Raw genomic sequence first — 21,974 nt, forward strand, 5'->3', positions numbered from 1 at the left:
ACCACGCTCGATCATCTCGGCGGTGAGTACCGCCCCGGAGACCGAGCGGGACCGGGCCCGGCAGCGCCGGTTGCACCTGGCACTGACCGCGCGGGTGACCGAATTGCAGCGCGCTCACGGCGCATCCGGAGCCGGCGCCGGCGTCGATGCGGGAGTTCTTCCCACCGGATTCGACGGACAGACCGACGTCCGGACGGCTGGTCTCGATGCGCAGGGCACAAAGACGCTCGTTCAGGTCTCGATGCCGCGGATGTGGTCGCCGACGGTCACCGGGGCGCCTCGACTTCCGGCTCGATTCCGAAGGTGTTGTAGGCCACGGCCAGCAGGGTGTATCCGCCGGCGGTGAAGACGAGGTCCATTCGCTGTTGTTCATCGAGGTAGTTGCTGAGCGCCGCCCACGTGTGATCGGTGAGCCCGGCGGAATCGTCGAGTTCGTCGACGGCATCGAGCACCGCCTGGTCGAACAGATCGGGCAGGCATCCGCCGCGGATCGCCTCGATCTCCGTGTCGGACAACCCGACCGCGGTGGCGCTGCGCTGATGATGGGACCAGATGTAGTCGCTGCGGCGGCGATGCGCGACCCGGAGAATGATCAGTTCCCGGACCCGGTCCGACAGTGTGGATCGAAAATTCAGGTGGACGCCCAGCGGCATATAGGCCGCGGCGAGGTCCGGGTGCCGGGCCAACGTCGACATCGCCGTACCGGCGCCTTCGGGATTGCGCCGATCGCGAGGAAGCAACCCCCGGAACGCGGCGCGCGTGTTGTCGTCCCATTCCTCTGCGGGTAGAGGGGATAGCCGCATCGATGCAGCTTCTTCGCATGTGGTGACGAGGGAGGACCCGCCGCGGTACCGGCCGACGCGAGTCGATGCACCGTTCGTCATCGATGCCGATCCGAGCAGGCATCTCGATACCGCCGACGGGTTCTCCCTGGATCAGTTACTGGTTCTATGTATAAGAACATAGTTCTTGACAGTGCGATACCCCGATGCGCGGCGAATCTCTCGCGTGGGCTACCCCCACGAGAAAGGGCTCGTCGTGGTCACCAGTGCGCTGGCGCGGGGGTCTCCATTGTCAGCGGCCGCTGGTAGGACAGGTCGTCGCGGTCGCGGGTGCCCACCGAATAGCCGGCCTTCTTGAAGAACGACGACTGCAGCACGGAGGCGTCGGCGGCGAACATGGCCTCGACCGTCGACCGCCGTACCGCGATGCGCCAGTGGCCGTCGCGGCGTTCGAGGCGGTCGATGTAGCGGCCGGTGATCACCTGTGCGCTGCGGCCGTCGCGGCCGAGCAGGACCACCAGCACGTAGCTTTCGGCGTGCGCGGTGTCGCCGTCGATCTCGCAGGTGTGGGTGGTGATGTTGTGGGTGTGCACCTGTGAGGTCGCGGCGTGGGTGTCGTTGGCCCAGGCGGCATAACGTGGTCCGGGGTTGATCGCGGCGCCGTGTTCGTCGATGCCGTCGTCGTGGTAGGCGGCGGTGATCAGGTCGGCGTCGTGCCGGTCGCACCCGCGGGCGTGGCTGGCGATGCAGTCGAGGATCCGGGTGCGGTCCATCAGGTACTGGACGTCGCGCTGCAGTGCGGCCATGTCGGTGTCGGTGGTCATGAATTCTCCGTAGGGTTGCGCGGTGCCGTAGGACGTCGAGAGTCCGGCAGGTCGGATACTATACGATCGTATAGCCCCGGGATGGTGTGACAATACGTAGTTGTGGATGGGGACGCAGAGAGGCGGGTATGACCGAGTCGCCGCGGCGGATGGGCGCCGAGACGTCGAAGACGCGGGATCTCCTGCTGGACTGCGTCGAGCGGCTGATGCTCGACGAAGGGTATGCGGCGGTGACCTTCCGGGCGATCGCGGCGAAAGCCGGCGTCACCGCGGGCCTGGTCCAATATTATTTCCGGACTCTGGACGGGATCTTCCTGGCGGCGATCCGCCGCTATTCCGAACGCAACATCGCGCATCTGACCGAGGCGCTGAAAGGACCACCGGATCGGCTGCTGCGGGTGCTGTGGGAGTACGCCTGGGACGAGTCGGCCAGCGCGCTGACCACCGAGTTCATGGCGCTGGGCAATCATCGCAAATCGGTGCGCGCCGAGATCGCCGACGTCACCGAGCAGGTCCGGCGGCTGCAACTCGAGGCGCTGGCCTCGCGCGCGGTCGACGGCGGAATTCTCGGCAGCCAGCTGACCCCGGGCGGCCTGCTGCTGCTGATCACCGGCATCCCGAAATTCCTCACCCTGGAGGAAGGGATCGGGGTGCGCACCGCGCATCAAGAGTTGGTGGACGCGTTCGAGCACTATCTGAACAGCATCGACTCCTCCGGACCGTCCGAACGCCGCCGGAGCCGGTCGCGGCGCGTCGACGACTGACCGGAAACTCATCGCCGCCGCGCGGGAACTTGTCACACGCCGGCCGGTCCGGGTCCGCCGTGGATGGACAGGGTCTGGCCGGAGCAGAAACTCGACGCGTCGGAGGCGAAAAACAGGACGCCGTACCCGATCTCGTCGGGCTCGCCCAGGCGGCCGGAAGCGTTGGTGGCGCCGAGGGTGTCGGGGTCGATGTCGTAGCGGGCGAGGTCGTCGAGCAGGGTCGCGGCGCGCACGGCGCCGACGGCGATGCCATTGACCCGGATGCCTTTACGCGTCCAGGCGGCGGCCATCGAACCGGTCAGATTGTTCACCGCCGCCTTCGCCGCGCCGTAGGGGGCGGCCTGCGGCATCGCGAGCAGGCTCGCACGTGAGGAGATATTGACGATCGCCCCCTTGCGCTGGGCCAGCATCGGTACCGACGCCGCACGCGAAAGATGCCAGACCGCACCGAAATTCAATGCGATCACCTGGTCGAACTCATCGTCGGCCCAGGCCTTCACCGGTTTGGTCTCGGCACCACCGGCGCAGTTCACCAGAATGTCCAGACGCCCGAACTCTTCTGTCACGCGGTCGACCAGGCCCCGGCACGCCTGAGGATCGGTGACGTCCGCGGGGATCGCCAGCGACCGGCGGCCCAGTGCCGCAATCTCTTTCGCGGTCGACTCCAGCGGCTCGCGACGGCGGCCGGTGAGGACGACGTCGGCGCCGTGCTCGGCGAGGACCAGCGCGCTACCGCGGCCGATGCCGGTACCGCCACCGGTGATCAGGGCGACGCGCCCCGCCAGGGAAAACCGATCGTTCACCGTGCCTGCTCCTTCATGAAGTTCCGGCTCCCCGGACAACCCGGAGAGCGAGACTATACGAACGTACAGGCTTGCTATATGTTTGTATAGCACCGAGTGAGGAGAGACCGTGAGCGATGTGTATTACGACCCCTGGGATGTCGGCATCGACCTGGATCCGTATCCGGTCTACCGCCGGCTGCGCGACCAGTCGCCGGTCTACTACAACGACCGGCACGATTTCTGGGGATTGAGCAGATGGGAGGACGTCGACGCGGTCCTGCGCGACCCCCGCACCTTCAGTTCCGCCAAGGGCGACATCCTCGAAGTGGTGAAAGCCGACCCGGTAATGCCGCCGGGAGTGTTCATCAACGAGGATCCGCCGCTGCACACCATCCACCGAGCCCTGGTCGGGCGTGCGTTCCTCCCGAAACAGATGAAAGCCCTCGAGCACAAGGTGCGCGCCTTCTGCGCCGCGTGCCTGGACCCGCTGGCCGACGGGGCCGATTTCGATTTCGTGCTCGACCTCGGCGCGGAGTTGCCGATGCGGACCATCGGCATGCTGGTCGGGATCCCGGACGCCGACCAGCCGACGGTCCGCGCGCACGCGCACCGCGTACTGCGCAACACACCCGGCGAGCCGTTGCCGGTCCGCAAAGACCACTACTTCGACGGTGACCTGTTCAAGGACTACGTCGCATGGCGGGTGAACAACCCCTCCGACGACCTGATCACCGAACTGCTGCACGTCGAATTCGCCGACGAGACCGGGACCACGCGGCGGCTCACCACCGGCGAACTGCTGATCTTCCTCGCGGTCATCGCCGGCGCCGGCGTCGAGACCACCGGGCGGCTGTTCGGCTGGATGGGCAAGGTCCTCGCCGAACACCCGGACCAGCGCACCGAGATCACCGCGGACCGATCGCTGATCCCGGGCGCGATCGAGGAACTGCTGCGGTACGAGCCACCGGGCCCGCACGTCGCCCGCTACGTCACCGAGAACGTCGACTTCCACGGGCAGACGATCCCCACGGGCAGTGCCCTGCTGCTCATGCTGGCGTCGGCGAACCGGGACGAACGCAAATTCGACGACCCGGATCGCTTCGACATCCATCGCCGCGCCGGCAGCCATCTCAGTTTCGGCCGCGGCGCGCATTTCTGCCTCGGCTCACCCCTGGCCCGGCTCGAGGGCCGCATCGCACTGGACGAGGTACTGAATCGTTTCCCGCACTGGGACATCGACCTCGGCAACGCCCGCCGCTCCCGCACATCGACAGTGCGCGGCTGGGATTCGATGCCCGCGACCGTACGCTGACACCACCTCTCGGCCGCCCGCAGGAGGCCGGGAGGTCAGTGTCGTCGCATCGCCCCTTGCGCTATACAAACGTAAGGGCTATACATGGGTATAGCTCGGCAGGTGATTCAGTGAGGCCGGCTCGGAAGCCCGATTCAACTGGGGCACAACGCCTTTGTCGCCGCAGCGGGCTGCGGCGACAAAGGCCGGTCCGGTTCTATGAAGCATGGGAGTGCACGGACACTATGGACGAATCCAAGCGCGTCGCGATCGTCACCGGCGGCGGATCCGGTCTGGGCCGCTCGATCTGCGAGCACCTCGCCCGCGATCACCGGGTGGGCGTCCTCGACCTCGACGGTGATGCCGCCGAGCAGGTGGCCGGCGAATTGCGCAGTGCGGGAGCGGAAGCGGTGTCCGCGGCGGTCGACGTGTCGGACCAGTCGGCCATCGCCGACTCGTTCGCGAAAGTGCGTGCCGAACTCGGCCCCCTCGGTGTCCTCGTGACCAGCGCCGGTATCGGCGGTTTCACGCCGTTCGAGAAGATCACCCTCGCCGAGTGGGAACGCTACCTCGCGGTGAACCTGACCGGGACCTTCCTGTCCGTGCAAGCCGCGCTGCCGGACATGGTCGAGCGCCGGTGGGGCCGGATCGTGACGATCTCCTCGGCGGCCGGGCAGGTCGGCGCCCTGCGCCAGGGCCACTATTCGGCGTCCAAGGGCGGCGTCATCGCGATGACGAAAACCGTTGCGCTGGAATACGCCCGCAAGGGCATCACCGCGAACACGTTGCCGCCGTTCACCGCCGACACTCCGATGTTGCGGGCGGCGCAGGAGGCGAAACATGTTCCGGGAGCGGAGATGATGTCACGGATCATCCCGGCGGGGCGGGTGGGCACCGGCGACGAGATCGCCGCGGTGTGCGCGTTCCTGTGCTCGGACGCCGCGAGTTACATCACCGGTCAGGTCGTCGCCGTCAACGGTGGCGCCGTCGTCTGAATCCGACCGGTCGATCGGCCTGGCCTACCGGGTCGGATAGCACGGGACCGGTGCTGGGACCCGGCCTGGAGGAAACACTGGTCGAGCTCCAGCGCATCTGTGACGACCAGGAACTGATCCGGCCGGTCACCGAACGCTCCGGCCGGCATCGGGTGATTCACGGTCCCCGACGGGGCCCGGCGGATCGCCGAGCCCTCCCCCATTATTGATCTTCCGTACAAGAAGGATATATTTCGTCGCAGAGAGTGCAGTTTCCAGACGGCAGCAGAGAGGTGGCCGATGGCCGAAGGCCGTGGCGTCGGGTCGCGTAGTTCGCAGGCCCGCACCGATATCGTGCAGTCCGCCGCCGGCCTGATGCTGCGACAGGGGTACGCGGCGGTCACCTTTCGTGCCGTAGCCATCGACGCCGGGGTGACGCCGGGTCTGGTGCAGTACTACTTCCCGGTCCTCGACGACCTGTTCATCGCGATCCTCGAAAACGGCACCGACGACCTGACCGCACGGCTCGATCGTGCGGCGGCCTCCGAGCAGCCGTTGCGGGCGATCTGGGCGTACGCGAACGACCGGGCCGGTGCCGCGATGCTGCTGGAATTCATGGCGCTGGCCAATCATCGCAAGGCGATCGGCCCGGTGATCGGCCGTGGCGGGGAGCGCCTGCGGCAGGCGTTGGTCGCAGCGCTGGAACCAGCGCTGGAGCGGTACCGATTGACCGGCCCGGAGGTTCCCGCCGCGGCGGTCGTATTCCTGATGTCGGCCGTCCCGCGCATGATCCAGCTCGAGGAGAGCTTCGGCACCGTCACCGGTCACGCCGAGATGCTCGCGCTGATCGAGCAATACCTCGACACCGTCGAACCGCTGACCACCGAACAGAAGGATCCGAAGTGAGAGCAGTCAGCCAGCGTGCGCTGGGAGGCCCGGAAGTGCTCGAGACCATCGAGGTGCCCCGCCCCGAGCCCCGGGCCGGGCATGTCGTGGTGCGGTTGGGCGCGACGTCGGTGAACCCGGTGGACTGCAAACTGCGGTCGGGGGCGGTGACGTTCCTCGGCGAGCCACCGTTCACCCTGGGCTTCGACCTGTCCGGCACCGTGGTCGACGTCGGTGACGGCGTAACCGAATTCCGTTCCGGTGACGAGGTTTTCGGGATGGTGCACAGCCGCACCGGGACCTACTCCGAATACGTCCTGGCTCGCGCCGGCAGCCTCGCGCCGCGACCGGCGAACGTCGATCACCACACTGCCGCCGCGCTGCCCACCGCCGCCCTGACCGCCCGGCAGGCCCTCGATCTCGCGAAAGTGGTTGCCGGGGAACGGGTCCTGATCCACGCGGCAGCCGGAGGAGTCGGGCACCTGGCGGTGCAGCTCGCCGTACTGCGCGGCGCGCGGGTGATCTGTACCGCGCGGGCGGCCAATCACGAATTCCTGCGCGATCTCGGCGCCGACGAGGTGATCGATTACACGGCAACGGATTTCACCACCGCCGTGCGCGATGTCGATGTGGTACTGGATCTCGTCGGCGGCGACTACGGGTCCCGGTCATTACGGGTACTGCGGCCCGACGGCCGCTATGTCACCGCGCAACAGTCCGATGCCGGGGAGGACCCTCGCGTCGCACTGGTCACCGGAGCTCCGTCCCCGGCGCAGCTGGCGGAGATCGGGGAACTCGTCGGCGCCGGTCGGGTGCGAGTGCACATCGATCAGGCGATCCCACTCGCGCAGGCCGGGAAAGCCCACGAACTCAGCGAATCCGGCCGGGTCCGAGGGAAACTCGTCCTCACTCCCTGGTGAGCACGCCCGTGACAGATCCCGTGGAAGGAGCGGCATGCGCTCAGGCGTGGAATACCGTACGCGACAGAACTCTCGAGAGAGGTGCCATCGTGACTCGACCGGTTGCCGAGCCATCGCACACGGGACCTGAGGGCGCGGTCGGCCAGGCCACCGGTCATCGACGGCACATCTTCCGCGAACTCGGCTTCGCGACCACCATGGCAGGCGAGGAGCTGCACGGGTCCGCGGTCGTCACGCCGTACATGCATGTTCCCGGCACCGTCCGGCTCCGGACATCGATCCTCGCGGCCTGGGCCGATTCGGTCACCGGGCTGCTCGCCTCGCTGGCGGTACGCCCCCGCGTCCCCGTCACCGTGGACCTCGACGTTCAATTGTTCCGCCCGGCGCCGTCGGCGGGCACGGTCGAGGTGATCGGCCGGGTGGCGAGAGCGGGCCGATCGATATTCGTCGCCACGGTCGAATTCCTCGGCGAAGCAGAACTTTTCGGTATCGGTACGGCGACGTTCACGGCTTCCCCGAATCCGGCGGTACACATGCCGGACCGGCTCAGCATCGGCGTGCCACCGGCGGCCGAACGGTTGACAATGCCGCTGGCGCAGCGCGCGGACTGCGTACGCCGAGCGCCCGGCACCGCATCCTTGCCGAGAAGCGCTGACGGACTGAACTTCTCGAACACCATCAGCGGCGGCCTGCTCGCCCTCGTCGCGGAGGAGGCCGTGCTGTCGCTGGCACCGGGCCGGACGCTGTCCGGGCTCGGCTTGCACTACCTCCGGGCGGCCCGGATCGGGCCCGTCGTCGCCACCGCCACCGTCCACCACGATCTCGGCCTCGTCGCACTGCGCGACGAGGGAAACGACGGCAAGGTGACGACCCGGGCCACTGCCCGACTGTCCGATCCGGACAGCGCACACACCTGACGCCGCCGATCCCAGCGGCCGCGGACCGGCGATCAGGGTACTGCGGCCCCGCACATGGACGGCTCGCTGAACCGGACGCGAAGCTTTCTCGTGACCTACGAAAGTAGCAGCCCGGGACAGGATCTGATCGCCCATGAGCATCGAACACGTCAGTCGCCGAACCGTCGTTTTCGGCGCAGGAGTTGTGGTGGTCGCCACCGCCTGCTCCACCGGAAACCGCGAAAGCATCACCACGGCAACACAATCGACCACCACCACAACCGGCACCACCACGGTCCCGCCGACCACCGATGCGCCCGCCCCGGCCACCGTGACGGAAGAGGCGGCTCCGCCACCGACCGGCACAGTACTGGCCCGCATCGCCGAGATTCCCGTGGGTGCCGGGCTCATCGCCGGCGATACGGTGATCACCCAACCCGGTCCGGGGGATTTCCGGGCCTTCTCGGCGACCTGCACACATCAGGGTTGCGCGGTGAACGCGATCGCGGGCGGGACCGTCAACTGCCCCTGCCACGGCAGCCGGTTCAACCTGGACGGCAGCGTCGCCACCGGCCCGGCCACCCGCCCCTTGGTGGCGCGGCCGATCAGCGTGCGGGACGGGCTGATCGTCGCCGGGGCACCCGCACCGGCGGTGGCGGTCGACCAGCCCGCCGAACCGGAGCAGCCCGCCGCAGCGCCGCCACCCGAGCCCGGCGCACCGGACAACGCACTCGCCCGCACGTCCGACATTCCGGTCGGCTCCGGCCTCATCCTCGGCAATATTGTTGTGACGCAACCAGATCCCGGTAACTACCTCGGATTCTCCACCACCTGTACGCATCTCGGCTGCGCGGTGAACGCCGTCGGTGGTGGCACCATCGACTGCCCTTGTCACGGCAGCAAATTCAACCTGGACGGCACGGTGGCCGTCGGCCCGGCCACCCGCCCGCTGGACCCTCGTCCCGTCACCGCCGAGAGCGGGTGGGTCGTCGCCGGTCCCGGCGGTACCGCCCCCCAACGCCCCTGCTGGTGCGACATCCTGCCACTCCCGCCCGGGGTTCTCGGCTGCTGACCGGATCCGGAGCTGCCTAGTCGTCGGGGGATGCGCGGCGGTTGCGTTTGGTGATGCCGCGCCGCTTCTTCGCCGAGATGCGTCGTTCCTTTGCTCCGCGCGAGGGCTTGGTGGCACGGCGAACCGGTGGCGGGGCGGCAGCGGCGTCGCGCAGTAACGAGGCCAGGCGTTCCCGGGCGGCGGCGCGGTTCTGCAATTGTGCGCGTTGCTCGGATGCGGTGATCGTGAGCACCCCGTTGACCAGGCGGGCACCCAGGCGCTCGAGCATCCGGGTGCGCAGCCATTCGGGCACCGAAGGCGAGTTGGCGAGGTCGAACGACAGCTCTACCCGGCTGTCGGTGGTGTTGACGTGCTGCCCGCCGGGACCGGACGACCGGGAGAACCGCTCACGCAACTCGGGTGCGGGAATCACCAGCGCCCGAGTCACAATGAGGTCCTCTGCCACGATCAGACGCCGTTCTTCCCGCTTCGCGTGTCGACTCGCCCACGCGGGGTGCCGTTCTGCACCGGATAGTGGATGACGACCGCGCCACCGGTGGCGTAGTTGGCGACATCGGCCGCGACCTGCCGGCCCTCCGGAGACTCCCGCGACGCGGTCATTGCCGCAGCGTCAGCGAACTCGGCCTCGAAGACCGCGAAGTACGGCGTCTGCCCCTGCGTCGCTGCCACGTCGAAGCTGTAGCGCCACGCGAGCAGGCCGGGCATGCGCGTGACCAGCGGGAGGTGGTTGTTCACGTAGTAGTCGCGGAAATGGTCGCGATCGGCGGGCTCGGGATACAAAACCATCAGCTTGTGCACAATAAACTCCGTTCGGCGGCGACCGACCACAACACCCCGGAGTGCGCGATCAACGCGAGGTGGACAGTAGATCAGACTCCACGCCGAGATCAACGATCGGGCGAGCCGGGCCGATCGGCTCGCCTGTTTGACCGGGCATGTCCGGGGTAGGCGATCACTCATGCGGGATGTACTGGAGCGTGAGAGCAAATGGGAGGTCGACCGGGATTTCGCCCTGCCACGGCTGGACGATCTGCTTGATGCCAGCCGCGTCGAGGAGACGCCGGTCGAGTTGACCAGCACGTATTTCGATACCGCCGAGCATGATCTGCTCGCGCACGATCTGACCCTGCGCCGGCGCGAAGGCGACGACGAGTCCGGCTGGCAGTTGAAGGTTCCAGCTGCCGACGGCCGGGTGGAGGTGACCGCGCCGTTGTCACGGGATCTGCCGCCGGAACTCGCCGAGATCGTCAACGGCGCCGCTTTGGGCAAGCCGCTGCGGCCGATCGCCCGGATTCACACGATGCGCCGCCGGCACCGCGTGCTCGACGCGGACGGCCAGCTGATCGTCGAGGTCGACGACGATGTCGTGGACACCACCTCGGCCGACCGGCCGGCCCGGGCGATCGGCTGGCGCGAGATCGAGATCGAACTCGGCCCGCACACCGATCGGGTCCCGGCGTCGTTCGGGGCGCGGCTCGCCGCGGCCGGGGCGCACCCGGCGGCCTATCCCTCCAAGTTGTCGCGCGCGCTGCCGGCGCGGCCGGTGCCGGCGTTCGCCGGTGGCTCCGCGGCCGAATGCGCGCTGTACGACTACCTCTCGGCGCAGATCGACCGGATCTTCGCCGGCGATGTGCGGCTGCGCCGAGGCGAGGAGCCGATTCACGACACCCGGGTCGCGACCCGGCGGCTGCGCAGCACGCTGCGGGTGTTCGGCGCGCTGCTGGATCGTGCCGCCGCCACCGAGATCGACAACGAACTTCGCTGGTACGCAGCTCTTCTCGGGGATGTCCGGGATTGCCACGTCCAGAGCCGGCGGTACGCGGACCGAATCGCCACCCTCCCACCCGAACTCGTCCTCGGACCCGTCGCCGAGCGGATCCGATCGACCCTGCTGGCGCGCCGGCTGGCCAGCCGCAGCGCCCTCGCCGAGGCCATGAACTCGCCGCGCTACCTGCGGCTGCTCGCGACGCTGCAGCAGTGGAAGTCCCAGCCGCCGTTCCGGAAACGGATCCGTCGGCGTGATCTCACCGACCGGGCGCACCGGGCCGCGGCCAAGGCCGATCGCCGGCTCCGCACCGCGATGCGCGACCAGCGGGACGAGTCGATGCATCGTGCCCGCAAGGCCGCGAAACGCGCACGCTATGCCGCCGAATTGCTCCGGACCGCAGGGAAATCCGGGCGCGCGCGGTCGGACATCCGATACTACAAGGACATTCAGCGCGTACTGGGCGACTACAACGACGCGTACGTCTCGACCGGATTCCTGTGGCGGACCGCCACCTCGGCGGGTACCTCCGCGGGCGAGAACGGCTTCACCTACGGCCTGCTGTACGCGGACGAGCGGCACACGATGACGGCAGCGCGGCAGCGCCTCGCGGCCCTCGCCGGGTAGCGCGCCCCTACGTCACCGAGTCCAGAGACGAGAAGACGACCACGTTGGACAGGTAACTCTTCGCGGCCTGGTCGAATTGTCCTCCGCAGGTGACGATTTGGAGAGTGGCGCCGCCGCGGGGGCCGAAGACGACCTGGTCGGGGAACTGGGTCTTGTCGTACATGCGCACGTCGGTGACCTTGAAGTGCGCGGTCTTCCCGTCCGCGCGGGTCACGTCGATCATGTCGCCCGGCGCGACCTTCTTGAGGGTGAAGAACACGCCGGCGCCCTGGTACGAGTCGACGTGGCCGAGGATGACGGCCGAGCCCTGCTCACCCGGCGCCGGGCCCTTCTGGTACCAGCCGGCCTGCCGATAGTCCGCGGGCACCTGCACCGAGCCATCCGTGTTGAGCCCCAACGCGATCAGCGATCCCCCGGCATCGATCGAGGAGATCTTGAACGACACCGGGGTGGAGCGGCTGATCGACGGTGCGGTCCGCACGCCGGACGCGGCGGCGGTATTCGCGGCCGCGGCCCGGCTGTGGTCCGCTGATCCGCAGCCCGCGATCAGAGCCGTGGCCACCGCCACGGCGGCGGCGCAGGCGCCGATACGTGTCCGACCGGACTTCATCGTGGTCCTCGCAATCCTGTTCGTACTGCTCACCTGCGACCGACCTCGGCGGCCATCCCGCCCGCACCGGTGTCGGGCGCGCCCTTGGGAATCACGTATCCGCCCGGCGGGACCAGGTCGGTGACCGCCGGGCCGCCCGCGATGCCGGTGGTCGCGTCCGGTGCGATCGCCATGCCGTACACGGTGTCCGCACCGGCCGCCCCCGCCCCCGCGACAACCAGGTCGACACCGCCCAAACCGCCGGCCTGCGCCGACCCGCCGACACCGACACCCGCTCCCGCACTGCCACCGGTCTGCGCCGACCCGCCCACGCCGACACCCACACCGGCGCTGCCACCGGTCTGCGCCGAGCCACCCACGCCGACACCCACTCCCGCGCTACCACCGGTCTGCGCCGATCCACCGGCACCCAGGCCGATACCGCCGCCCGCGCCGAGATCCGTGCCACCACCGCCCTGGGCCGATCCACCGGCCCCGGTCTGCGCGCCACCGCCACCGGTGCCGCCGACCACTGCACCGCCACCCGTCTGCGCGGATCCACCCGCGGTGATGCCGATCCCGCTCCCGCCCTGCGCATCCGGCACGGCCTGGCCCGGCACACCCACGCTCCCACCGACTCCCGCACCGCCCCCGGCCGAGGCGCCGCCCGTCGGAGCAGCGCCGCCACCCAAGGAACTGTTGCCGCCGATCGTCACGCCGTTGCCGCCCACGCTGACCCCGCCACCCGCGTCGAGCCCGCCGACGCCCACACCACCGCCGAGGGTGACACCCGGGACCGGTTCCGTCGTGCTGGTAGGAGCCGCAGCGGCCGACGACGCGTACACGGCGACCGCGGCCCCCACGACCACCACAGCCGAGAACATCCTTGCCGACATCTGTGAGCCTTCCTTCCGGACGTTGTGACCCGACTTGCCCTTCCGTCGGATCTCGCGGGCGTTGTGTTACCAGGAGTTGTCCGAACCCGAACCCGAACCGGTAGCGGCTTCCGCTCTGCGAAGAATTCGATAGGATCTCTCACAGTGCGGAGGACAGTGCATCCTCTGTCAGGAGGAGGTGCTGTGACGACCTCGACCGACTGGCTGATCGGACGGAATCGCCGTGCCGAGGCATCCGAGCGGATCTACACGGCCGCAGCGGAATTGATCGCCCGGGACGGGTACCACCGGTTCACCATCGACGCCCTGGCGGCGAAGATCCACTGCTCACCGGCCACGATCTACCGGCATGCGGGCGGTAAAGCCGTGATCCGCGAGGCCGTGCTCGCTATGTTCGCGGCGCGCGTGGTCGATGTCGTCCGCGACAGCATCCGTGGCCTCGACGGCCGCGAACGGGTGGTCACCGCGGTGGTGGAGGCGCTGCGGCGGATCCGCTCCGATCCGCTCGGTCCGATCATGATGAACGGGTTGCAGAACGGGCACAGCGGATGGTTGACCGGGTCGCCGATGGTGGAAGGGTTGGCGGCCGAGATGATCGGCGCCGACCGGCCGGATCCGGCCGCGGCCCAGTGGCTGGTGCGCGCGGTGCTGGCGCTGTGGTGCTGGCCGGTGCCCGACCCCGAACTCGAGTATCGGATGGTGCGGGAGTTCCTCGGGCCGGTCTTCGCCCGCCCACCGGATTCCGCGGATTAGCCGACGCTCAGCTGCAGGTACCGCACCCGTCGAACCAGGATGCTGGGCAACCACGGCCCGACGGCCGTGGCCTCGATCCAGGTCGTCCGGTCCAAGAGCATGTCGAGTACGGCCAGGGCTTCCATCCGCGCCAGCGAGGCGCCGACGCAGAAATGCGTGCCGCGGCCGAACGCGAGATGATTCCTGGCCGCCGGTCGATCGAGGCGAAACTCGTGCGGCGCGGCGAATTCGGCCGGGTCGCGATTGGCGGCGCCCCACAACAGCAGCAGGTGCGACCCCGCGGACAGCGCGGTGCCCGCGAGCGTGGTGTCGGCCAGGACATGCCGGTAGTGGCCGCGGAAGGGCGGCTCGAAGCGCAGCGTCTCCTCGACGAACGGGCCCAGCAGGCTCCGATCATCGCGCACCTGCCGCTGGATGTCGGGCAACTGGGTGAGAATTCGGACCGCGCTGCCGAGCAGTGACGCGGTGGATTCCCCGGCCGCACTGAACAAGGTGACCATCATGGCCAGTGCGGTGAGCCGGTCCAACTCACCACCGGCGCATCGCGCCGCCAGATCGGCGAGCAGCCCGGCGTCCGCGGTGGACTCGTCCAGTTGCCCGGCGACGTAACCGCTCAGTTCCAGCGCCGCGGTACCGGACGCGGCGAGCTCGTCCGGGGTGACGATGGCGTTGAGCACCCCGGCGCTGGCATATCCCCAGCGGATCAGCCGATCGACGTCACCGGTGGGCACGCCGAGCAGTTCGGCCACCACCATCATCGGCAACCGGTCGGCGACCGCGCTCATCCACTCGATCCGTCCGTCCCGAATCCCCTGATCCCACAACCGCTCCGCGGTAGCGGCGGCGAAGTCGCGCAGTTCGCCGGTGCGGCGAGCGGACAGGTGCGGCAGCAGGATCTTGCGGTGCGCCAGATGCGCCGGATCGTCCGCGGTCGCCAGTACCTGAGCGGCCGCGCCGAGCGGGATCATCGGCTGCTCCGACAGCGTGCCGTCGTGGAACACCATGGCCGCCGTGAGATTCGAGGAGAAATCCGCGGTTCGCCCGACCGCTTCCACCACAGCGTCCCAGCCGCACACCGCGTGAAACGACGAACCGCCCAGACGCGACACCGGCCCGGCGGCCCGCAACCGCTCGTAGACCGGGTACGGATCCTGCACACCATCGGCGCTGAACAGGTCCAGCGCGTCGTCGACAACCGTCATGGGCCAACCCTGGCGCGGCCCCCTCACCAGGGTCAACACCGTTCGCCGAATCTGCGAGACCCTGTTCTCGCCGGCACCGGCGCACATCTCACCGCGCCGATCCGACCAGGACGAATCCGTCGGCGACGACCGAATCGCTTCTCACGACGAGAATCCGCGCCACACGATCCGGATCGGGACGACCGCTCTCGCCACCGGCCGATCGGGCTGTCCGCCGGGCGTTTTCGACAGTCGGTCGATGCCCGGTTCACGGCAGGGCGATGTACTTGGTCTCCAGGTACTCCTCGATACCTTCGAGTCCGCCTTCCCGGCCCAGCCCCGATTCCTTGACACCGCCGAAAGGTGCTGCGACATCGGAGATCACGCCACGGTTGACACCGACCATCCCCGACTCCAGTTGCTCCGCCACCCGCAACGCCCGCTCCAGGCCGTTGGTGTAAACATAAGCCGCCAAACCGTATTCGGTGTCGTTGGCCGCGGCGATCCCTTCCTGTTCCCCGTCGAATCCGATGATCGCCGCCACCGGACCGAAGATCTCCTCGCGGAGGATACGAGCATCCGCGGGCACATCGGCGAGCACGGTCGGCTCGTAGTAGTAGCCGAGGTCGCCGGTTCGCGCGCCACCGGTGGTCACGACCGCACCCTTGCCGACAGCGTCGTCGACCAATTCCGCGACCGTGGCGCGCTGCTTCTCGCTGATCAGCGGACCGACCTGCACCCCGGGTTCGTCCCCCGGCCCCACCGTCAGCGCTTTCATCGCATCCGTCAGTCGCGCGGTGAATTCCGCGCGAATGCTGTTGTCGACATGGAAGCGGTTGGCGGCCGTGCAGGCCTCGCCGATATTGCGCATCTTCGCGAGCATCGCGCCGGCGACGGCGGCATCGATGTCGGCGTCGTCGAATACGACGAACGGCGCGTTGCCACCGAGTTCCAGCGAGGTGCGCAGTACGCCCTCGGCAGCCTTGGCCTGCAACAGTTTTCCGACCTTCGTCGATCCGGTGAACGTGAGCTTCCGCAGCCGGCGATCGCTCAGGAGCGGTTCGGTCAATCCCGCCGCGTCCGAGGTCGGCAGGACCGACAGCACACCCGCCGGCAGGCCCGCGTCGGCCAGCACCCGGCCGAGCAGCAGCATCGTCAGCGGCGTCTCCGGTGCGGGCTTGACCACGATCGTGCAGCCGGCGGCCAGCGCGGGCGCCACCTTGCGAGTGCCCATGGCGAGCGGGAAGTTCCACGGCGTGATCGCCAGGGTGGGCCCGACCGGTTGTTTCGTGACCAGAATCCGGCCCTGTCCCGAGGGCGAACGCAGATAGCGGCCGTCCACCCGGACGGCCTCCTCGGCGAACCACCGCAGGAACTCCGCGCCGTAGGTGACCTCACTGTGGGACTCGGCCAGCGGCTTGCCCATCTCGAGGGTCATCAACAACGCGAAATCGTCCCGCGCCGCGATGATCAATTCCCATGCCCTGCGCAGGATTTCAGCACGATCGCGCGCGGGCGTGGCCGCCCAGCCCGGCTGCGTCCGCACCGCCGCGTCCAGCGCGCGAAGGCCGTCGGCGGGACCGGCGTCCGCGACGTCGGCCAGCACCTCGCCCGTCGCCGGATTGTGGACAGCGAAGGCCGCGCGCGCGGGTACCTGTTCACCCGCCAGCCACAGTCCCGTGGGCACATCGGTCGACAGGACGGTCAGGTCGGACATCTCGTTCTCCTTCACACCGCGAGAGCTCAGCGACCGTGGGTTCGCAGAGCGTGCTCGAGCACATCCAGGCCGTCGGCCAGCAATTCGTCGCCGATCACCAGCGGCGGGAGCAGGCGGATCACATTGCCGTAGCTGCCACAGGTCAGCACGAGGACGCCATGCGAAAGCGCCTCGGCGGCAACCGCTTTCGTCAATTCCGGATGCGGTGTGGTGCTGCCGGGGCGAACCAGCTCGACGGCCAGCATCGCGCCACGGCCGCGGACATCGCCGACCACGTCCAGCTCGCCGGCCCATGCCGACAGCCGCGCCAGCGCGATCTCCTCGATCCGGCGCGCCCGTGCGCACAGATCCTCGGTCCGCATCACCTCCAGCGTGCTCAGCGCCGCGGCGCACGCGACCGGATTACCGCCGTAGGTGCCGCCGAGCCCGCCGGCGTGCACCGCGTCGAGCAGTTCCGCGCGGCCGGTGATGGCGGCCAACGGCATTCCGCCCGCGATCCCCTTGGCCATGGCGACGATGTCGGGGACGACACCCTCGTGTGCGCTGGCGAACCAGTCGCCGGTGCGGGCGAATCCGGTCTGCACCTCGTCGGCGATGAATACCACCCCGTGTGCCGAGGCCCAGTCGGCAAGCGCCGGAAGGAATCCCGGCGCGGGAACGATGAAGCCACCCTCCCCCTGGATCGGCTCGATGACCACCGCCGCCACGGAATCGGCGCCGATCCGGCGTTCGATCTGCTCGACGGCCCGCGCCGCGGCCTGCTCGCCGGACATTCCGGCGGGATCCCGATACGGATAGGACATCGGCATCCGATAGATCTCGGGTGCGAAGGGCCCGAAATGCGCCTTGTACGGCAGAGATTTGGCCGTGAGCGCCATCGTGAGATTGGTCCGGCCGTGATACGCGTGGTCGAATGCCACGACCGCGCTGCGACCGGTCGCCAGCCGAGCCACCTTGACGGCGTTCTCCACGGCCTCGGCACCGGAGTTGAACAGGGCGGTGCGCTTGTCGTGGCCACCGGGTGTCAATGCCGAAAGCTGTTCCGCGACAGCGATATACCCTTCATAGGGCGTCACCATGAAGCAGGTGTGGGTGAACCGTGCGGCCTGTGCGCCGATCGCGGCGGACACCGCCGGGTGGGAGGCGCCGACCCCCGTCACCGCGATGCCCGAACCGAGGTCGATCAGCGAATTGCCGTCGACATCGACGATGACCCCGCCGTCGGCATCCGCGGCGTACACCGGCACCGACGAGCCGACGCCCGCGGCCACCACGGCTGTCCGGCGGGCGGTCAACGCCCGCGACCGCGGTCCCGGCAGGGCGGTGACCAGGGAACGCTGCTGCGGCAGCCGCGAGGCCGAGTCGATCATCGTTGGCTCCTCTCGAGTTCGATACACCACAGTCTGTCCCGCCGAACGGCCCGGGAACAGCGCCGTTCTGTACAATTCGGCGACATGAAATCGCCATTTCGTCCAGCGCCGACCGGGAGCGCCGCGGTGCCACTGCGCTGGGTGCTGGCGCAATCCGAACTGGCGTTGCGGCTCAGAAGCGGTGCGGAAGGCGTGGATCGTGCGATCGAGCTGGTCCTGACCACCGAACTCCGCGACCCGTTCCCCTGGCTGTCGGGCGGCGAGCTGGTGCTCACGACCGGCCTGCGGCTACCGAACTCACGCCGGGACCGCACCGCTTACCTTCATGGACTGCAAGCCTGCGGTGTGGCCGGACTCGGGTTCGGCATCGGGCTGTCCCATCCGGAGATACCCGCGGACCTGATCCGAATCGCCGACCGGATCGGCTTCCCACTGGTCGAGGTCCCGTTACCCACACCGTTCGCCGCGATCATCCGGCGCGTCTCGCAACGATCGGCGGAACTGCGATACGAGGAAGCGCTGCGTGCCTCCGATGCCCAGCCTCGCATGACCCGGGCTGTCGTCACGGAAGGCGCACCGGCGGTTGTCCGCGAGCTGGCCGCCGCGCTCGACGGCCGAATCATCATGCTCGATCGGACCGGTGCGATCGTGCACGCCCACTCCGCCACCGGCCGCCCCGAATCCACCGTCGAACTCCCCGCCGAGGTCGATTCCGCCGACAGCGGTGTGTCGACCGATCCGCTGGGCGAGACGGTGACCTGGCAGCAGATCGCCGTCGAGCGCAAACGCTACGGCCGACTCGTCGCCGTCACCGCGACACCGCTGAGCAGTGTCGGCCGCATCCTCCTCGGACATGCCGGTTCACTGCTCGCCCTGGACTTCGCGAAAACCGCCCGGCTCGAGTCCATTCAGCGTGCCCTCAACAGCCAGGCCCTCGGCCTGGCATTGAGCGCCGGACCGGGTTCGACCGACCGAACCCACCTCGCCGCCGCGGCCGACGCCGACGGCCGGATCCGCGCGATGGTCGTGACCTGCACGACGGACGCGGAAATGACTGCGCTGCAACAAGAGATACGGGACGCGTTCGACGACGCCGACTGCCCCCAGTTCACCTCGACCGTGGGGCGGCGCACGACAGCGGTGCTACCGGCGCGGGCCGCCGTACAGTTCGCGCATCGTTTGTCGGACCGGATCAGCGCGCCGATCCGGCCGTCGGTACGGATCGGCCTCAGCGGCGCGCAGACCCTCGCCCGGTTGCCCGGCGCCGTCGAAGCCGCCACGCTGGCCGCCGCGGCCGCCGGCCCCGGTGACGCGCCACTCGAGTTCGGCAGCATGACGGGCACGACGCTGCTGAGTACCGAAGCCAGCCGGGACGTCCTCGACACCATCGCCACAGCGGTGCTGGAACCATTGGTCGAGCACGACGACAGCCACGGAACAGACCTGCTCCGATCGCTGCGCGCTTTCCTGGAAGCCAACGGGCAGTGGGAGTCCGCGGCAGCCGAACTCGGAGTGCACCGCCACACGATGCGAAACCGCGTCGCGACGATCCAATCCATCATCGCGTGCGATCTCGGTCTCGCCCGCGTCCGCGCGGAACTGCTGCTCGCGCTGCTGTCCCGCGGATAGCGACCGCGCTCGGGGCCCCTTCGGTCACTCCGTCCGGCCGGTGTGGAGGACGTGGCCGTGCCAGAGCGGCACATTGTCGAGACCGAGCAGCATGATGACGGAAATGCCCATGGCCGCCAGGCCCGACACCACGAGAATCGGGAAGAAGATCATGTGCAGGATTCCGCGTCCGATGCCGGTGGGGACGACGTGACCGAGGTCGCCGGGCCGGTACAGCACCGCGATGCGGCCGCCGGTCCGAGGCCGGGTACGCACCGGATAGGCCAGCGGGGCGACCTTGCGTTCGCCGGTCCGGGCGACGAAGTCGACGGTGGGGCGGTATTCGGGGTGGCCGTCGGAGTCCTTCTCCTCGGCGACCGACACGACGACGCCGGTCGCCCGGTGTCCTTGCAGCCGAAGCGATATGCGTTCCAGAGTCTCCCGCACGATGCCGAACGCGATGAGCAGCATCGCGATGCCGAACCCGAAGACCAAGGCGCTGCTGACGAGATTCCCGACCGGTTCCACACCGCCAGGGTACGGAGGACACGGCACCGAATCGGCACCTCGCGGCGACGTGTCCCGATTCTCCCAAATCGGACAGTTGCTCACTTGATACCGTGGCCGCCATGGCACAACCGGGGCAGAAGGCTGGGAAGCCGAATCGCGGGCCGGGCGGCGCGGCGGGCAATCGCGCCGCACTCATCACGGCGGCTCGCGAGGTCTTCGCCGAGTTCGGCGTCCACGCGCCGATCAGCTGGGTGGCCCGGCGGGCCGGGGTCGGGCAGGCCGTCCTCTATCGGCATTTCCCGGACCGGCAGAGCCTGGGCATGGCCGTATTCGAGGAGAATCTCCGGTCTCTGGAGGAACTGGTAGCCCGGCCGGACACCACCTTCGACGACCTGATCCAGACCATGATCGACCAATTGGTCTCGTCCAAGGCCTTTTTCGTGATCATGCAACCGACTGCCCCGGATGTGCGCTTCGCGGCGATGGTGGATCGCATGACGGTGGTGCTCGATTCGAAACTGGTGCAGGCCAAGGCAACCGGCGCGATCCGGGCCGACATCGCCGTCGAAGACCTGCAATTGGGGTTGGACATGATGGCCGCCTATCTGTCCCTGAGCGATACGCCGGACCGGGCGGGCGTGGCGCAGCGATTGTGGCGTCTGCTGCGGGCAGGTCTCGGCGGGTTCTGACGCTCTGGCAGAGCGCCCGACGACGAGCTATAGTGCATCCGGACAAATTTGTCCGGATCGGAGGTCGCGGCCCACCCGGATACGGACGCCGGTCCGGAGGAGCACGACTGGTCGGCATGGACACCAAACAACTCACCGCGTTTCTCGCGGTCGCCGAGGCGGGCAGCGTCACTCGCGCCGCCGAATCCCTGCACCTGACCCAGTCCTCGGTGACCCGGCAGATCCAGGCCCTCGAGCAGGAACTCGGCGTCGCGCTGTTCGACCGCACCTCCGGTGGCATGGTCCTGACCCAGGCCGGGGCGATCATGGTGGACCGCAGCCGGCGCGCCCTGGACGAACTCGGCCGCGCCCGGCTGGAAATCACCCCGCTGCCCGGCAAGCCGACCGAGATCGTCACCGTCGGGCTGCTCGACAGCGTGGCCGAAGTCGTCGGCGTCACCGTGATTACGGCCCTCCACCGGCACGGACCCGCGGTGGACCTGCGGATGATCACCGGTGATGCCCGATGGCTGCACCGCAATGCCGAGAGCGGTCATCTGGACGTCTGCCTCACCACCGAGATGTCCGGGAGCGCCGCGCTACGGGTCGATCCGCTGGTCTCCGAACCACTGTGGGCCGTCGCCCCCGCACATGCCGGGCTGCTCCCCCGATCGCCGGTCTCATTGCGCGAGGTCGCCGGCAATCCACTCGTGCTGCTGCCGCGCGGCACCGCCCTGCGGTCCTCGCTCGACCGGGCCGGCCTGGCCGGCAGTCGCCCGCGAATCGTGGCCGCCACCAGCTCGAACCACGTCCTGCGACAGCTGGTGACAGCCGGTGTGGGGTGGACGATACTGCCACTGATCGCGGTCGCGGACGATCTCGCGACCGGGCGCCTCAGCGCTGCCCCGCTGCGCGATCCGGCGATCACCCGGCGCCTCGTCCTGATGACATCGCCGACCGGCGAAAACCGGCCTGCCGCACACCATGTCGCACAATTGCTGACCCGGGCCGTGCACAGCGCGGTCCGGGACGGCCGCTGGCCGTCGGCCTACTCACTCGGCGAAGACGTTCTGCGCGTGTGAATCCCGGCAACCGGA

At 68.8% G+C, this 21,974-nt stretch carries 23 protein-coding genes; 12 read left to right on the forward strand and 11 right to left on the reverse strand.

Annotated features, from left to right (window positions below; genetic code table 11):
* Positions 1–266: 266 nt before the first annotated feature.
* Positions 267–803: a carboxymuconolactone decarboxylase family protein gene (locus NRB56_RS14420; protein WP_153342377.1), complete on the reverse strand. Its 537-nt coding sequence runs from the start codon at positions 801–803 to the stop codon at positions 267–269.
* A gap of 239 nt (positions 804–1,042) precedes the next feature.
* The gene (locus NRB56_RS14425; RefSeq protein ID WP_153342379.1) at positions 1,043–1,606 is read right to left on the reverse strand and encodes a nuclear transport factor 2 family protein; all 564 of its coding nucleotides are present in this window, start codon (positions 1,604–1,606) and stop codon (positions 1,043–1,045) included.
* Positions 1,607–1,734: 128 nt separating this feature from the next.
* Between NRB56_RS14425 and NRB56_RS14430 the strand changes: the two genes are divergently transcribed.
* Positions 1,735–2,370 (forward strand): TetR/AcrR family transcriptional regulator, encoded by a 636-nt coding sequence (locus NRB56_RS14430; RefSeq protein WP_153342381.1) that lies wholly within the window; start codon positions 1,735–1,737, stop codon positions 2,368–2,370.
* 32 nt (positions 2,371–2,402) lie between these two features.
* On the opposite strand, the gene NRB56_RS14435 is transcribed toward NRB56_RS14430, so the two are convergent.
* The gene (locus tag NRB56_RS14435; RefSeq protein WP_319943082.1) at positions 2,403–3,173 is read right to left on the reverse strand and encodes an SDR family NAD(P)-dependent oxidoreductase; all 771 of its coding nucleotides are present in this window, start codon (positions 3,171–3,173) and stop codon (positions 2,403–2,405) included.
* Between the two features lie 109 nt (positions 3,174–3,282).
* Here NRB56_RS14435 and NRB56_RS14440 point away from each other — a divergent pair, with 109 nt between their 5' ends.
* From NRB56_RS14440 to NRB56_RS38970, 6 genes are all read left to right on the forward strand, one after another.
* Positions 3,283–4,467 carry a cytochrome P450 gene (locus tag NRB56_RS14440; RefSeq protein ID WP_319943001.1) on the forward strand — a complete coding sequence of 395 codons (1,185 nt, stop codon included), beginning with the start codon at positions 3,283–3,285 and terminating at the stop codon, positions 4,465–4,467.
* 224 nt (positions 4,468–4,691) lie between these two features.
* Complete coding sequence (locus NRB56_RS14445) at positions 4,692–5,441, forward strand: SDR family NAD(P)-dependent oxidoreductase (RefSeq protein WP_153342385.1); 750 nt, start codon at positions 4,692–4,694, stop codon at positions 5,439–5,441.
* A 279-nt stretch (positions 5,442–5,720) separates the two neighbouring features.
* Entirely contained in the window at positions 5,721–6,326 is a 606-nt protein-coding gene (locus NRB56_RS14455) for a TetR/AcrR family transcriptional regulator (RefSeq protein ID WP_153342389.1), read from the forward strand.
* A complete protein-coding gene (locus NRB56_RS14460; protein WP_319943002.1) occupies positions 6,323–7,225 on the forward strand; it encodes an NADP-dependent oxidoreductase in 903 nt (300 codons plus the stop codon). Before NRB56_RS14455 ends, NRB56_RS14460 begins: the two co-directional genes overlap by 4 nt.
* An 89-nt stretch (positions 7,226–7,314) precedes the next feature.
* Complete coding sequence (locus tag NRB56_RS14465; RefSeq protein ID WP_319943003.1) at positions 7,315–8,142, forward strand: PaaI family thioesterase; 828 nt, start codon at positions 7,315–7,317, stop codon at positions 8,140–8,142.
* A 133-nt stretch (positions 8,143–8,275) separates the two neighbouring features.
* Positions 8,276–9,193 (forward strand): QcrA and Rieske domain-containing protein, encoded by a 918-nt coding sequence (locus NRB56_RS38970; protein ID WP_227837729.1) that lies wholly within the window; start codon positions 8,276–8,278, stop codon positions 9,191–9,193.
* Between the two features lie 16 nt (positions 9,194–9,209).
* Here the strand turns inward: NRB56_RS38970 and arfB are convergent, their stop codons facing one another.
* Positions 9,210–9,623 (reverse strand): alternative ribosome rescue aminoacyl-tRNA hydrolase ArfB, encoded by a 414-nt coding sequence (arfB, locus tag NRB56_RS14475; RefSeq protein ID WP_319943083.1) that lies wholly within the window; start codon positions 9,621–9,623, stop codon positions 9,210–9,212.
* A gap of 17 nt (positions 9,624–9,640) precedes the next feature.
* Positions 9,641–9,979 carry an EthD family reductase gene (locus NRB56_RS14480; RefSeq protein WP_153342392.1) on the reverse strand — a complete coding sequence of 113 codons (339 nt, stop codon included), beginning with the start codon at positions 9,977–9,979 and terminating at the stop codon, positions 9,641–9,643.
* 172 nt (positions 9,980–10,151) lie between these two features.
* On the opposite strand from NRB56_RS14480, the gene NRB56_RS14485 reads away from it, so the two are divergent.
* A complete protein-coding gene (locus NRB56_RS14485; protein ID WP_153342394.1) occupies positions 10,152–11,585 on the forward strand; it encodes a CYTH and CHAD domain-containing protein in 1,434 nt (477 codons plus the stop codon).
* A 7-nt stretch (positions 11,586–11,592) separates the two neighbouring features.
* Here NRB56_RS14485 and NRB56_RS14490 read toward each other — a convergent pair whose 3' ends face one another.
* On the reverse strand, positions 11,593–12,195 hold the full coding sequence (locus tag NRB56_RS14490) for a class F sortase (RefSeq protein ID WP_227837731.1): 603 nt from the start codon (positions 12,193–12,195) through the stop codon (positions 11,593–11,595).
* A 29-nt stretch (positions 12,196–12,224) separates the two neighbouring features.
* A complete protein-coding gene (locus tag NRB56_RS39705; RefSeq protein ID WP_153342396.1) occupies positions 12,225–13,070 on the reverse strand; it encodes a hypothetical protein in 846 nt (281 codons plus the stop codon).
* A gap of 183 nt (positions 13,071–13,253) precedes the next feature.
* Here NRB56_RS39705 and NRB56_RS14500 point away from each other — a divergent pair, with 183 nt between their 5' ends.
* Positions 13,254–13,823 (forward strand): TetR/AcrR family transcriptional regulator, encoded by a 570-nt coding sequence (locus NRB56_RS14500; protein WP_319943005.1) that lies wholly within the window; start codon positions 13,254–13,256, stop codon positions 13,821–13,823.
* Here NRB56_RS14500 and NRB56_RS14505 read toward each other — a convergent pair.
* The 3 genes from NRB56_RS14505 to gabT form a co-directional block, all read right to left on the reverse strand.
* Positions 13,820–15,025: a cytochrome P450 gene (locus tag NRB56_RS14505; protein WP_153342398.1), complete on the reverse strand. Its 1,206-nt coding sequence runs from the start codon at positions 15,023–15,025 to the stop codon at positions 13,820–13,822. The two genes, NRB56_RS14500 and NRB56_RS14505, sit on opposite strands and share 4 nt — an antisense overlap.
* 247 nt (positions 15,026–15,272) lie before the next feature.
* A complete protein-coding gene (locus NRB56_RS14510; RefSeq protein WP_153342400.1) occupies positions 15,273–16,721 on the reverse strand; it encodes an NAD-dependent succinate-semialdehyde dehydrogenase in 1,449 nt (482 codons plus the stop codon).
* Between the two features lie 26 nt (positions 16,722–16,747).
* Positions 16,748–18,091, reverse strand: a complete 1,344-nt coding sequence (gene gabT / locus NRB56_RS14515) for a 4-aminobutyrate--2-oxoglutarate transaminase (protein ID WP_153342402.1) — start codon at positions 18,089–18,091, stop codon at positions 16,748–16,750.
* 132 nt (positions 18,092–18,223) lie between these two features.
* Here gabT and NRB56_RS14520 point away from each other — a divergent pair, with 132 nt between their 5' ends.
* A complete protein-coding gene (locus tag NRB56_RS14520) occupies positions 18,224–19,720 on the forward strand; it encodes a PucR family transcriptional regulator (RefSeq protein ID WP_194290879.1) in 1,497 nt (498 codons plus the stop codon).
* Positions 19,721–19,744: 24 nt separating this feature from the next.
* Here the strand turns inward: NRB56_RS14520 and NRB56_RS14525 are convergent, their stop codons facing one another.
* The gene (locus tag NRB56_RS14525; RefSeq protein ID WP_153342406.1) at positions 19,745–20,227 is read right to left on the reverse strand and encodes a DUF3592 domain-containing protein; all 483 of its coding nucleotides are present in this window, start codon (positions 20,225–20,227) and stop codon (positions 19,745–19,747) included.
* Positions 20,228–20,328: 101 nt separating this feature from the next.
* On the opposite strand from NRB56_RS14525, the gene NRB56_RS14530 reads away from it, so the two are divergent.
* A complete protein-coding gene (locus NRB56_RS14530) occupies positions 20,329–20,898 on the forward strand; it encodes a TetR/AcrR family transcriptional regulator (RefSeq protein ID WP_153342408.1) in 570 nt (189 codons plus the stop codon).
* Between the two features lie 116 nt (positions 20,899–21,014).
* Positions 21,015–21,959 carry a LysR family transcriptional regulator gene (locus tag NRB56_RS14535; protein WP_153342410.1) on the forward strand — a complete coding sequence of 315 codons (945 nt, stop codon included), beginning with the start codon at positions 21,015–21,017 and terminating at the stop codon, positions 21,957–21,959.
* The last annotated feature ends 15 nt before the right edge of the window (positions 21,960–21,974 follow it).

It is taken from the genome of Nocardia aurantia (assembly GCF_009604425.1).
Taxonomy (GTDB): domain Bacteria; phylum Actinomycetota; class Actinomycetes; order Mycobacteriales; family Mycobacteriaceae; genus Nocardia; species Nocardia aurantia.

Bases quoted from the DNA above. Each gene is read 5' to 3' on its own strand.
- NRB56_RS14445 (WP_153342385.1), top strand. From the start codon at position 4,692: ATGGACGAATCCAAGCGCGTCGCGATCGTCACCGGCGGCGGATCCGGT.
- NRB56_RS14420 (WP_153342377.1), bottom strand. From the start codon at position 803: ATGCGGCTATCCCCTCTACCCGCAGAGGAATGGGACGACAACACGCGC.
- NRB56_RS38970 (WP_227837729.1), top strand. From the start codon at position 8,276: ATGAGCATCGAACACGTCAGTCGCCGAACCGTCGTTTTCGGCGCAGGA.
- NRB56_RS14530 (WP_153342408.1), top strand. From the start codon at position 20,329: ATGGCACAACCGGGGCAGAAGGCTGGGAAGCCGAATCGCGGGCCGGGC.
- NRB56_RS14480 (WP_153342392.1), bottom strand. From the start codon at position 9,979: ATGGTTTTGTATCCCGAGCCCGCCGATCGCGACCATTTCCGCGACTAC.
- NRB56_RS14425 (WP_153342379.1), bottom strand. From the start codon at position 1,606: ATGACCACCGACACCGACATGGCCGCACTGCAGCGCGACGTCCAGTAC.
- NRB56_RS14430 (WP_153342381.1), top strand. From the start codon at position 1,735: ATGACCGAGTCGCCGCGGCGGATGGGCGCCGAGACGTCGAAGACGCGG.
- gabT (WP_153342402.1), bottom strand. From the start codon at position 18,091: ATGATCGACTCGGCCTCGCGGCTGCCGCAGCAGCGTTCCCTGGTCACC.
- NRB56_RS14485 (WP_153342394.1), top strand. From the start codon at position 10,152: ATGCGGGATGTACTGGAGCGTGAGAGCAAATGGGAGGTCGACCGGGAT.
- NRB56_RS39705 (WP_153342396.1), bottom strand. From the start codon at position 13,070: ATGTCGGCAAGGATGTTCTCGGCTGTGGTGGTCGTGGGGGCCGCGGTC.
- NRB56_RS14455 (WP_153342389.1), top strand. From the start codon at position 5,721: ATGGCCGAAGGCCGTGGCGTCGGGTCGCGTAGTTCGCAGGCCCGCACC.
- NRB56_RS14490 (WP_227837731.1), bottom strand. From the start codon at position 12,195: ATGAAGTCCGGTCGGACACGTATCGGCGCCTGCGCCGCCGCCGTGGCG.
- NRB56_RS14510 (WP_153342400.1), bottom strand. From the start codon at position 16,721: ATGTCCGACCTGACCGTCCTGTCGACCGATGTGCCCACGGGACTGTGG.
- NRB56_RS14505 (WP_153342398.1), bottom strand. From the start codon at position 15,025: ATGACGGTTGTCGACGACGCGCTGGACCTGTTCAGCGCCGATGGTGTG.
- NRB56_RS14535 (WP_153342410.1), top strand. From the start codon at position 21,015: ATGGACACCAAACAACTCACCGCGTTTCTCGCGGTCGCCGAGGCGGGC.